This window comes from Geobacillus sp. FSL W8-1251 (genome assembly GCF_038005945.1).
GTDB classification, from domain to species: domain Bacteria; phylum Bacillota; class Bacilli; order Bacillales; family Anoxybacillaceae; genus Geobacillus; species Geobacillus stearothermophilus.
In genome coordinates this window covers 3,070,692-3,082,505 of the sequence record NZ_JBBOUF010000001.1, presented here as the reverse complement: position 1 = coordinate 3,082,505, position 11,814 = coordinate 3,070,692, and the positions used below count along the sequence as shown (strand labels likewise).

The 11,814-nt window shown below is 50.5% G+C and carries 12 protein-coding genes; 3 read left to right on the top strand and 9 right to left on the bottom strand.

The window, feature by feature from the left end; genetic code table 11:
• Nucleotides 1-147: 147 nt before the first annotated feature.
• The 9 genes from pfkB to NSS88_RS16230 all read right to left on the bottom strand — a co-directional run bounded on the left by pfkB (nucleotide 148) and on the right by NSS88_RS16230 (nucleotide 8,620).
• Nucleotides 148-1,059 carry a 1-phosphofructokinase gene (gene pfkB / locus NSS88_RS16270; RefSeq protein ID WP_049626711.1) on the bottom strand — a complete coding sequence of 304 codons (912 nt, stop codon included), beginning with the start codon at nucleotides 1,057-1,059 and terminating at the stop codon, nucleotides 148-150.
• A complete protein-coding gene (locus NSS88_RS16265; protein ID WP_055358266.1) occupies nucleotides 1,056-1,808 on the bottom strand; it encodes a DeoR/GlpR family DNA-binding transcription regulator in 753 nt (250 codons plus the stop codon). Before NSS88_RS16265 ends, pfkB begins: the two co-directional genes overlap by 4 nt.
• A 185-nt stretch (nucleotides 1,809-1,993) precedes the next feature.
• Nucleotides 1,994-2,905, bottom strand: a complete 912-nt coding sequence (locus tag NSS88_RS16260) for a FixH family protein (RefSeq protein WP_341085321.1) — start codon at nucleotides 2,903-2,905, stop codon at nucleotides 1,994-1,996.
• A gap of 1 nt (nucleotide 2,906) precedes the next feature.
• Nucleotides 2,907-3,569, bottom strand: coding sequence for an ABC transporter ATP-binding protein (locus tag NSS88_RS16255; protein WP_049626713.1), 663 nt, complete (start codon nucleotides 3,567-3,569; stop codon nucleotides 2,907-2,909).
• Nucleotides 3,566-4,363 (bottom strand): ABC transporter permease subunit, encoded by a 798-nt coding sequence (locus NSS88_RS16250; RefSeq protein WP_049625248.1) that lies wholly within the window; start codon nucleotides 4,361-4,363, stop codon nucleotides 3,566-3,568. The genes NSS88_RS16255 and NSS88_RS16250 overlap by 4 nt, the downstream gene beginning before the upstream one ends.
• A complete protein-coding gene (locus NSS88_RS16245; RefSeq protein WP_049625247.1) occupies nucleotides 4,360-5,661 on the bottom strand; it encodes a nitrous oxide reductase family maturation protein NosD in 1,302 nt (433 codons plus the stop codon). The genes NSS88_RS16250 and NSS88_RS16245 overlap by 4 nt, the downstream gene beginning before the upstream one ends.
• A complete protein-coding gene (locus NSS88_RS16240) occupies nucleotides 5,658-6,224 on the bottom strand; it encodes a hypothetical protein (protein WP_042382788.1) in 567 nt (188 codons plus the stop codon). Before NSS88_RS16240 ends, NSS88_RS16245 begins: the two co-directional genes overlap by 4 nt.
• Before the next feature lie 50 nt (nucleotides 6,225-6,274).
• Nucleotides 6,275-8,143 (bottom strand): Sec-dependent nitrous-oxide reductase, encoded by a 1,869-nt coding sequence (nosZ, locus tag NSS88_RS16235; protein ID WP_341085314.1) that lies wholly within the window; start codon nucleotides 8,141-8,143, stop codon nucleotides 6,275-6,277.
• Nucleotides 8,144-8,164: 21 nt separating this feature from the next.
• Entirely contained in the window at nucleotides 8,165-8,620 is a 456-nt protein-coding gene (locus NSS88_RS16230; RefSeq protein WP_049626715.1) for a c-type cytochrome, read from the bottom strand.
• A 342-nt stretch (nucleotides 8,621-8,962) separates the two neighbouring features.
• On the opposite strand from NSS88_RS16230, the gene NSS88_RS16225 reads away from it, so the two are divergent.
• The 3 genes from NSS88_RS16225 to NSS88_RS16215 all read left to right on the top strand — a co-directional run bounded on the left by NSS88_RS16225 (nucleotide 8,963) and on the right by NSS88_RS16215 (nucleotide 11,707).
• Complete coding sequence (locus NSS88_RS16225) at nucleotides 8,963-9,508, top strand: DUF6431 domain-containing protein (RefSeq protein WP_033011705.1); 546 nt, start codon at nucleotides 8,963-8,965, stop codon at nucleotides 9,506-9,508.
• A 152-nt stretch (nucleotides 9,509-9,660) separates the two neighbouring features.
• The gene (locus NSS88_RS16220) at nucleotides 9,661-10,914 is read left to right on the top strand and encodes an IS481 family transposase (RefSeq protein ID WP_341083740.1); all 1,254 of its coding nucleotides are present in this window, start codon (nucleotides 9,661-9,663) and stop codon (nucleotides 10,912-10,914) included.
• Nucleotides 10,907-11,707: an ExeA family protein gene (locus NSS88_RS16215; protein ID WP_069303982.1), complete on the top strand. Its 801-nt coding sequence runs from the start codon at nucleotides 10,907-10,909 to the stop codon at nucleotides 11,705-11,707. Before NSS88_RS16220 ends, NSS88_RS16215 begins: the two co-directional genes overlap by 8 nt.
• Nucleotides 11,708-11,814: the final 107 nt, after the last annotated feature.

Below are 11,814 nucleotides of genomic sequence, written 5' to 3'. Positions count from 1 at the left end.
AATTTTATAGTTTTGTGTACAATTCATCTGAAGTCCTCCTTGGCATGATGGTAGGTATTGTTTGACACCCCTGCATCATACCAAGAGGGCTTTTTTTGATCAAGTCCCCGGAAAAGCTCCTAACGGGAATGCTCCTTTATTTTCAATTTATAAATGCACGATATGGACGCGGTCGACGAGCGCTTCCACTTCCTCTTTCGTACACAAATCTTCCGAAAACGCGGTCGCGCTTCCAGCGGCGACACTGTAAGCGAATGCTTCCTCAATCGATTTCCCATCCGCTTGAGCGGCCAAAAATCCAGCGACCATCGAATCGCCCGCCCCGACCGAATTTTTCACCGTTCCTTGCGGCGCTTCGGCAAACAACGCTGTTTCCTCGTTGAAGTAAAACGCCCCGTCGCCGCCCATTGACACAATGAGATGTTCCACTCCCTTTTCCACCAGTCGTCGGCCATACAACACGATGTCTTCTCTTGTCACCATCGCAACACCAAACAGTTCGGCCAGCTCATGATGGTTCGGCTTAGCCAAAAACGGGCGGCACGCAAGCAGCGCCCCGAGTGCCGGACCGCTCGTGTCGACAACAAGGCGAACGCGCTGGTTCACCGCCCGAGCCGCTAATCGCTCGTACATGTCCGCCGGCAGCGACGTCGGCACGCTTCCAGCAAGAACAAGCACATCACCGGCCGAAAGCGCTCCAATTTTCGCGATCAATTGCACGGCATCGTCATCGGCAACCGCCGGGCCTTCGCCGTTAATTTCCGTCTCCCGCCCCGCTTTCAGTTTGACGTTAATGCGCGTTTGCCCTGGGACATGAACAAAATCGCAGGCAATGCCTTCTTTCCGAAGTTCGCTTTCAATGAACCCGCCGGTAAATCCGCCGATGAACCCAAGCGCCGTGCTGTCAACACCCAAGCGCTTCAACACACGCGACACGTTGATCCCTTTCCCGCCCGGAAATGTGAACGTTTTCACCGAGCGATTCAGTTCGCCAACATGAAGCTCATCGAGATGAACGATATAATCAACAGATGGATTCAACGTACATGTGTAAATCATGGAGCCACAACCTCTACTGTTGTTTTTGTTCGATACAAATCGTTCCACTCTTCATCCAATTCATCGGTGATCAACACCGCTTCATACAAATCCGCAATTTTTGCGAACGCGCTTTCATTCAACTTCGAATGGTCTGCAAGCACATACGCACGCTGCGCCAGCTGCATGGCCGTATATTTCACCAGCGCCTCTTCCGGGTCCGGCGTCGTATAGCCATAGTCGTAATGAACACCGTTCGCGCCGATGAAACATTGGTCGAAGCGGTACTGCCGCAGCGACTCGATGGCGCCGCGCCCGATCAACGCCTTCGTTTTCGGCTTGATCATGCCGCCGACCAAATACGTCGTGACGTTATGCTCAAGCAGCCGCTCGACATGCATCACGCCGTTCGTCACCACAATGACCTCTTTGCCAGCCAAATGCGGAATCATTTCCCACGTGGTCGTTCCCGCGTCCAAATAGATGCAGTTTCCTTTTTGTACCAAGCTGGACGCATAGACAGCGATCCGCCGCTTTTCTTCGATATATTTCAGCGATTTTTCCGACACGCTCAACTCTTCGCGCTTCTGCTGCAACAAGGCCGCCCCGCCGTGCACACGGCGCAGTTTCTTTTCGGTCTCAAGCTGCGTCAAATCACGGCGAATCGTCGACTCTGACGCCCCGGTCGCCTCTACGAGCTCTTGCAGCTTGATGACTCCTTTTTGCGCCAACAGGTCCAAAATGAGGCGGTGGCGTTCTTCGGTCAGCACACTCCCACCTCCGATCATCGGGGATATCGCTTACAACTCTATCATATCCCAAGACAACGAAAAAATCAATCAAAAACATTCATTATCACTCAATATTAATCAAAAGTAGTATTTAAAACGATCATAATCATTCATCAACAACAAAAAAACATTGCCTTTCATTCCGATCAGGCAATGTTTCTAAACTATCGTCCGGAAAGATACAGTTGAATGGACAAAGAGTCGATTTGGGAAACGAGCAACTCGTCATACTTCTTTTGCGCCAAAAAACGCATCTCCGCCTCCGTTACATTCGGATGCTCATTTTTCACTTGTTCTACCATGTCGTTCCACACGTTTTGCGCCAACAAAACGAGCTGGACATACCGCCGTTCTTGCTTCCAAAATGCCGCCTCACCGTATTGGCGGATGAGTGTTTGAGCGGTTTCGCTCCCTTCGTATTGCCGCTTTCTGTTTTCCACTTCACGATCAACGGCCGGTTCATCTACTGAATAGCCTTTTTCTTCGGCAAGCAGCGCCATCGAGTGCAGTTCAATGAGACGGGTAACAGCGGAGCGGGGCTCAGTCGTCTCATTCAACTGCCGTTTCCAATAACTGAGCCGCTCGTTGAGCTCTTCGCCGCGATACTGCTTTTTGACCGCTTCCATGGCCGAAGAGATCTCAATTTGCCAGCGTGTTTGGTAGAACTTGACTTCTGCCGCTGTAATCGCGGTGCCATTGATCATCGCTGCCACGTCTTGCTTCTTCACCTTGAGGGTAACGAGCTTTTCGACCGTCTCATCGCCGTCTTTGATTTGCAACAAAGCGTCCCATTCTCCGTCCATCGGCAGCTGCACGTTCCCTTCATAAAGGCCGGGTTCCTTCTCCGCCAATTGGACGACTGTTTGCCCGTGATCCATATTCGCCATCTCAAAGACCGCCGTCACTTCAAGCCCACCCGCCGGCTTCCCGTCCTTTTGGATGGCGACCGCAAACGAAGAAGCCGTCCCTTCCTTATAAAAAGGGGTCGTTTTCACCGACACCGTCCAATCGTTTCCTTGACACCCGGCAATCAAGAAGAGAAGCGCTGCCATCACGATCATCCATTGTTGCCTCACTTTATTCTCCCTCCATCAGTGTGCTAAGCTCAAAATCTTCGACTCGGTATTTCGTGATCTTCCCGTTTTCCAAATAGGCGACATGGGTGCAAAGCTGCCTGACTTCGTCAATATGGTGCGACGACAGCAACACCGTTTTGTTCGACAAAGAGCGTAAAATCGCCAGCACGTCCGCCCTTCCTAACGGATCAAGCCCGCTTGTCGGCTCGTCTAAAATCAGCAAGTCAGCATCGTAGTACAGCATAATAGCAAGCCCGAGCCGCTGCAGCATCCCTTTCGAATACTGCTTGCTTTTCATATGGCGCGCTTCCCATAACCGGACGGTGTGCAAAACGTCTTCGATCCGCTCTTCATCGACCGCGCCGTGCAACGAGGCAAAAAAGCGGACATTTTCCTCCCCCGTTAACTGAGGATACAGCTGAAACTTTTCCGGCAAATAGGCGACTTTCTTTTTCCACTCGTGCCGCCGATGATCAATGCCGTCAATATACACCGTTCCGCTTGCTGCCGGAAGCAAGTTCAGCAAGCTATGAATCAATGTCGACTTGCCGGCGCCGTTTCGCCCGACTAAAGCACACCGCTCCCCTTTCTGAATGACAAGATGGACATCATCAAGCACTTTGTTGTTTCGGTACGAAACTGTCAATCCCGCCACTTCAATCATCGTTCTTCCCCCTTTCGGCTCCACAGCATCGATGCCGCTAGCGCCCCCATCCCCCAGACCGCGATATTGAGCGCAACAAGGACGCCGGGAGAGAAGGAGAAAAATTTTTTCATCGTCCGCGACAAATAATCGAGCGAGAACATCCCGAGCGACGTCTCTAAGTAAAAACGGAGCGCATGAAGCGGCTGCAGAAAATACACGAAGGAGAACACATGCACATTGTCATACGTCACCGACGGCAAAACAGAAAGCAGCGCAAAGTCATACAAATAAATGAAAAAGAACGCGGCAAACAAGTTGGCGCCAATCAACTGAATTTTCGTCTTGCACGCGAAACCGAGCCAAATTCCAATTTGATTAAAAATAAACACAAGCACCATCGTGGCGAGCAAAAAAGAAAGAAAATACGATAAATGAAAGACAAATAAAAACTTGGCCGGAATGATCAAAACGAAGTACCAAATGACAAGCACCGTCATTGTAATGAGCTGGATCGCCGCGCTTTTTTTCCATAAAAACATCCAAGGCGGCCCGCTTTTGACGACAATCATGACCATCGTCCGCTGCTCTTTCTCCTGCATGACGGAAAAAGAAGCAAAAAATAAACAAAGAAGCGGAACGATGTACGCATTCATGTCAAACAGCATCTGCAAAAAAATAGTCAGTCCATGCTCAGCCGGCAACGATTTTGCGCTCATCAATACGGAAAGCGATGCGGCAACAACGAGCAGAAAAAACAGCCAAAACGCCTTCCCCCGCGAAAGCTCAAGCCATTCTTTCCAAATGTAGCTCATCTCCGAATCCTCCTTTTCGGCACGATCACCGCGATGGCTCCAAAGCCGAGCAGTCCCCACCACCAGCCGGCTGATATGGTCTTTTTCACAAGCGGCGCATGATCGACCGCCATCACTTCGTCTGTCTGCCGCCATTCGTTGATCGCCTCATAGACACCTAAGCTCGGCGACGACAAAAACAAATACGCCAGTTCATTTTCTTCCGCTAACTTATGAAAGGAGGACGCATAGCGAAACGGGGAATCCCCTTTCCCATCTTGGTTCAAATCAAGCAACGCCGCTTCGCCGCCCCAGTCGTTGCCAACCCCGCGAAAATCCCACCTATTCCTGTCCCCGCCGCCAAGGCGCGCGACAGCAATCGTATTTTTCCAAATCCGGTTTTCCGTAAACGTTTGCCGCTGTGAACTCGACCAAAGCTCAATGCCGATCTCATTTTGCAAAAAGACATTTCGCTGCAAAAAATTATCGTTCGACTGATCAATATACAATCCCCGCTCGTTTTGATAAAACGTATTGCCAATGATCCGGTTGTCATTTGCCATCTGCAGCAACAACCCAAACGAGCGCATTCCTTTGTTGAAGAAAAAGCGGTTGTTTTTCAGGACAATCCGGTTCGAGTTCATGATCGCCGCCCCGCCGTTATTAAGCATAAACGTATTGTCATCAAACGCGTTATCATCCGAATACATGTAGTGAAGCCCGTAACGGGTGTGAGACACTTCATTTCCTTTGGCGACGTTATGATTGGCGTAGTCAAAAAAGATGCCATCTCTCGTTCCGATAATGGTGTTATGTTCAAGCTCATTAAAATTAGAATAATAAATGTGCAGCCCATTTCCTTGTCCGGCGATTTCTCCGTTTTGTTCGCCGATCACCCGTACGTTGGCAATCCGGTTGTGATGCGCCTGACTCAAGTAAATGCCATGAAACGATTGTTTTACCGTTATGTGTTCTAGCGTATTATAATCGGAATAAACTTTGATGCCGGCGTATTCCTCTTGCGTGCTCCGGCTTTTTCCGCTGTTCGTGACGGTCACATGTGTAATGGTGACATGCGGCGCTTTGATCGAAATCACATTGCCGCGCCCGCTTCCTTGAATGACCGTGCCTTTTGTGCCGATGATGGTCAGCGGTTTGTCGATGACAATATCGCCAATGTACGTTTGGCCTGTTAGGCGAATCGTGCCGTGAGCCGGAGCAGCGTCAATCAGTTGCTGCAGCGTCTGGCCGGCAGCCGCTTCTTTCGGAACATCGAAAAAGAAAAAAATGAACAAGGAAATGAGCAGCCATCGCTTCATGTTTTTCTCTCCTTCCATAGCGGAACGAGCAGGCAAACGAACGCGGCACCGACGAGATACGCACCGGTCGCAAAATAGCTGAACGTCGTAAAGTTGGCGATCCGGTTTTCTCCGAAAATCGGCGGCACAAACGGATCGATATCGATCGGGGCGTTATCGTTTAAATTCGTTCCAAAGTCAGCGAGCCAGCGATGAATATCGTAAAGACCGAGCGCCCCGCCAATGAGAAAGGCGGCGATGAACACGTACAGCCCTCTTTTGCTTCTCGTGAACGCGATGATGAATGCCGCTATGGCCATAGCGATCACGATGTAGGACAAATAGCCAAGTTCCGGAAAGCTCTCTTCACTAAACGGCTTCATGCCGATATAGTGATTGAGTCCGTTAATAATGTCGATATCCCCTTCAAGCCGATTCGGATAAACGATAATCTCTAATCCTTCCGGATATTGCGGAGCGATGAAATCCATCCCCCACCAAGGAAACGCTAAAGACAAAAGCAGCAATCCTCCGGCCGCGCCGACAAAGACGGCAGACAACGGAGACAGTTTCGCTGCAGCCATTTTCTTCACACCTCTTTTGTTAGTCAGGGGGGCGCGTCCGCCCCCTCGGTTTATTGTTTCGGCTTTACCAACAAATACCCGGTCATTTCTTGGTGCAGCGCTGAACAGAAGTTCGTGCAATACAACGGGTACGTTCCCGGCTTATTGGCGGTAAACTCGATCGTGTTCGTTTGTCCCGGCTGAATTTCCATATTCAAGTTATACTGGTTGATGGCAAAACCATGGGTAATGTCCTCATCAAAGTCAAGGTTCGTCAGGTGGATGACAACTTTATCTCCTTCATTCACTTCAATGACGTCCGGCCGCTTCGCATTGGCATCAAAAATAAACTTCGAACGCATTGCGATGCCGTAGACGTGCACCTCATTTCCTTTCCGGACGATGCGGGCGTCTTTTTGGTTGTACACAGCGTCTGGATTGTTGTTCTCTTTCGGGTACACTTCAATCGTTTTAATTTTATCGGCCTTGATCATTTGCCCATAGTGCGGTTCCGGATCGACCGGCGACGATTGGATCACTTTCATTTTGTCACCGCTAATGTCAATGAGCTGCATCGATTCCGGGTGGGACGGCCCGACCGATAAATAGCTGTCTTTCGCCAACTTGTTGAGCGACACTAAATATTTGCCGTCCGGAGATACGGTATCCCCTTCCGCCGCGACGGCATGCCCTGGCGAATATTGAACCGGAACGCGGTCAAGCACTTCGCCGGTTTCCGGATTCCATTTCACAATTTCAGACGAAATAAACATCGTCGTATACGCCATGCCTTTGTCATCAAACTGCGTATGCAGCGGCCCAAGCGCGTTTTCCGGATTGACTTCCCGCTCCATCACCGATTCGTATTTCAAAATCGGGATGCCGTTCCGCTCGCCGGCAAACTCTTTCTTTTCAATCGCCTGAAACGCCTTTTCAAACGAAAATACCGTCAACAACGGGGCGAGCTTCCCGGAGGCGATGAAATATTTCCCGTCTGGGGTAACATCGACGCCATGCGGCGATTTGGCGACCGGCACTAAATAAATGCCCCCTTTATGCTTTTCCGGAAAGATCATTTTTTGACCGCCGACATTGTCATATTTCCCCGCTTTCACCATGTTCTCAAGCTCTTTCCAGTTAAACAGCACGATAAAGTCGCGGTCTTCTTGAGACGCGTTGATTTCCAAGTTTGTTGTCGCTTCTTCCGTATTGTACGTTGTCAGCACGGCCCAATCTTTTGAGATTTTTTTCCCGGCATCGGACAAATCGTACGACCACGGCGGCAACGCAACTTGATAGGCAATGTGCAGCTTTTGCGCCTTTTCATCGAACGTGACCGCACTCATCACACCGCGGTATTTTTCGCTATACTCATCAAGCGAGGCGTACTGATGGCCGAGCGGAACGGAAAATCGGGTCGGCAAAAATAAGTATTCGGTATTCTCCGTCACAAACGCGGCACAGTGCGGACCGCTCGTATTGGGGACTTCGATCATGTCTTTGACTGTAAACGTTTTCAAATCCATCACTGCCGCCCGGCTGTTCGCCACATCGGTCGCAAACATATACTTGCCGTCATATTCTCCATTCGTTTCCGAGAAAGCCGGATGATGCAAATCGCCCCACGTATAGCCGCCAAGCATTTTTTTCGAATGGGTATCCCAGCCGTAGCCGGTCGCCGGATCGGTCGAAAAGACAGGAACCGTGCGAATGCGCCGCATCGACGGCACCCCGTAAATAAACATTTGCCCCGAGTGGCCACCAGAGGCGAACAAGTAATATTCATCTTTTTCACCAAACGGAACGTACACTTTTTCCGCATCGGTTTTGGCTGATGCAGTCGAAACGGTATCAGGAGTGGAAAAATTGCCGAAAAAGACAGTTGACGCCAACACTCCAACTGCCAACCCCGACAACGCGGAAATCACTTTTTTCTTCACTCTCGTTCCTCCCATCGTTTCTCACTTTTCGGATGCTTCTTTTAAGAGAGCAATAATTTCGGCCCGCTCCTCATCTGTCAGCGGATTCGATTTGATCACCCCAGACATCACCGCAGACGTCGGCGCTTTTAAAAACTCTTCAATCGGCTTGCCGTGTTTGCCCTCGACTTCTCGATAAGCGTTCGATAAATCCGGACCGGTCGTCCCTCCTTGCAAGTTAAGCTTGGAAACAGAGTGGCAAGAGAGACAACCTTTTTGTTGCAGGATAGTCCCGTCCTGCGTACTAGCGTTTTTTGTCTTGCCCGCCCCCTTCCCATCCTCTGTCGAAGCTGATGGTTGGGACGATTGAGCCGTCTCTTGTTTTCCTGCCTGCGTCTCATTCGTCTCTCCTTTCGTTCCTCCCAACTGAAAATACGAATAACCGCCAGCCAAACCGATCAAAGCGCTAATGAGAAAAATGACGACCGTTTGTTTCATACCCCTCCTCCTTCTACAGTGAGAAATTCGTTTACCATTATAGCCACCCGCCCTTGACCTCCCCTGTGCAAAAAATCACTTCATTTCCAAGATCAGTGAACATTATTTGGCAAAAGTGTGGCAAAACGGTGAAAAACAAAAAAGGGGCTGACCCAAAAGTCCGCCAAAAAGCGGACTTTTGGAGTCAGCCTGTAAATTATCACTTTATTTCGGAACAAAAGAGACATTTTTTTGCACATTCCTTCAGAAAGCCCTCTCCCCTTTTCTGAAAGAATGTGCTAAATTTTTTGTGAATTATTTCGGAAGAGAAAATCCATCGGTTCATAGGAGGGGGAGGAGGACGTGATCCAATTTCATGACTTTGGCATTGACGTCCAAACGTATGCAGAGCGTGGAAAAGAAAACGACTTCCCTCTTCTGAAAAAGTGTCCGCATTGCCGGGCCAAGCGCCCGTTGCACCGCCACGGTTACTATGAGCGAAACGCATTGACCCCACATGGTGATTATCGCATTTGGATTGTCCGGTATCGCTGTCGGGAATGCTTGAAGACGGTGAGTGTGCTGCCTTCCTTTCTCCTCCCGTATTTTCAGTATACGTTGTCCGCCATATGGCAAGTCGTGAAAGAGCAGTTGGGATTGACCGAAAGGACGAACCAGGCTCCGTTTCTCCCGACAAAGGACGGCATCATCTTTTATGTCCGACGGTTCTACCGAAACCTATCAAGCCTTCACAGCTTTTTTGCGAGGCGGTGGAGGATCATAGGCCCTATCGTGAAAAAAGAAAAGGAACGGGCTTCTTGGTGGATCCAGACGTTAGAGGAACACGGTCTTGATTCGGCCATCAGAGAGATGTGGGAGGGCGGATTCCGACACCCTTTTGCGAATTAAATGGGATCCTGATTTTACATACATACCCTAAATTGGAAATAGTTTCGGTTCCCACAAACCTTTCCTATCGACGGAGAAAAAGCAATTCGGTACGATAAGGGCAGACGGACCGGAACGGTCCTGATTCCAAGTGAGACAAGGAGGAGATTTGAATGAATGAGTCGATGAGACACGACATTGCCCTGTTTCGGTACGGGCTAATCGCTCCGTTGGTGAATGGGCAGGTGGAACCGAAGACGTATCTGAAAGAGGTGAGCGAGCGAGTGCACCATGTTCCCCACCAGGGAGACAAACGAATCGCAGCCAAGACGATCCTCGATTGGTGCACCCGATACAAAAAAGGGGGCTTTGACGCCTTAAAGCCGAAGCGCCGTTCGGACCGCGGCCACTCAAGGCGTCTGTCGCCCGATGATGAGGATCATATTTTAGCCCTAAGAAAAGAACATCCCACCATGCCCGTGACGGTGTTCTACGAACACCTGATCGAGCAGGGGGAAATCCCAAAAAACCATATCTCTTACTTTACTATATACCGATTATTGAAAAAACACAACCTTGTCGGGAAAGAAATCTTGCCGATGCCGGAGCGAAAGCGCTTTGCGTATGACCAGATCAATGAGCTTTGGCAAGGGGACTTATCCCATGGACCCACGATTCGCGTCCATGGGAAAGCCCAGAAAACGTTTTTGATCGCGTATATCGATGACTGCTCGCGGTTAGTGCCATATGCCCAATTTTTCCCTTCGGAGAAGTTTGACGGGCTGCGGATCGTCACGAAGGAAGCGGTGCTTCGTTGCGGGAAGCCGAAACGCATTTACTCGGACAACGGGAAAATTTATCGGTCCGAGGTGCTGCAGTATGCGTGCGCCGAGATGGGGATTACACTCATCCACACCCAGCCGTATGACCCGCAAAGCAAGGGAAAAATCGAACGGTTCTTCCGCACCGTACAGACACGGTTTTATCCACTGTTGGAGCTGAATCCGCCGAAATCGCTTGACGAGTTGAACGAGCGTTTTTGGAAGTGGCTTGAAGAGGAGTATCATCGAAAACCGCACGCCTCACTGGACGGAAAAACGCCGCATGAGGTGTTTCAATCGCAAGTGCATCTCGTGTCGTTCATCGAAGATGGCGATTGGCTGGATGCGATTTTTCTGAAACGGGAGCACCGCAAGGTGAAAGCCGATGGCACAATCACCCTGAATAAACAGCTATACGAAGTGCCGCCTCGGTTCATTGGGCAATCGATTGAGCTCCGCTATGACGAACGAGGCGTCTATGTGTACGAAGATGGCAAACGGGTGGCGGAAGCCATTCGGGTGCGTTTGGAGGACAATGCCTATGTAAAACGCCATCGGTCCCCGTTTGCGGCGATTCCGGCGAAGGAGGGAGAACACGGTGTATAAATCGTTTTACTCCCTTTCGCGGGAGCCGTTTGCGAAAGAAACAGACCCGTCCGAGGCGTATCAAGGGGCGTCATTTCAGGAAGCGTTGCGGGCGCTGGAGTACGTGAAACGAACCCGGGGGATCGGGCTGTTGATCGGAGAGCCGGGGGCGGGCAAGACGTTCGCCCTTCGGGCGCTGAAAGAGTCATTGAATCCATCATTGTATCATGTCGTCTACTTTCCGTTATCCACCGGAGGCGTGATGGATTTTTACCGTGGACTGGCCTTGGGATTAGGAGAGGAACCGAAGTACCGCAAGGTAGACCTCTTCCGCCAAATCCAGCAGGCGATCGAGCGATTGTATCATGAACGGCGGATCACGCCGGTGTTCATTTTGGATGAGATGCATTTAGCGAAGGATGCATTTTTACAGGACATCGCGATCTTGTTCAACTTTGAGATGGATTCGACCAACCCATTTGTCTTGATTTTGGCCGGGCTGCCCCATTTACAGGGGAAGCTGCGGCTCAATCAGCACCGCCCTCTCGACCAGCGGATCATCATGCGATACCGGATGGGGCCGCTGGAGAAGGAAGAGGTGGCGGGCTACATCGAACATCGGATGAAACAGGCCGGGGCGAAGCATCCGATCTTCACCCCATCGGCGTTAGAGGCGATTGCCCTGCAGTCGCGGGGATGGCCTCGGGTGATCAACACGTTGGCCACGACGTGCCTGTTATACGGGTATCAGCTGAAAAAGGACGCCATTGACGAAGAAATGGTGCGCATGGCCGCAGAGGAAATGGGGTATTAGCACGAAAGGGGCCGAATCGGCCTCTTTTGTGCTTTCTCTTTTCCATAGGTCCATCAGGCGCGCTGGAAATCTTCATCTGAAAGAGCGTGCAAACGTTCCGAAAGAAT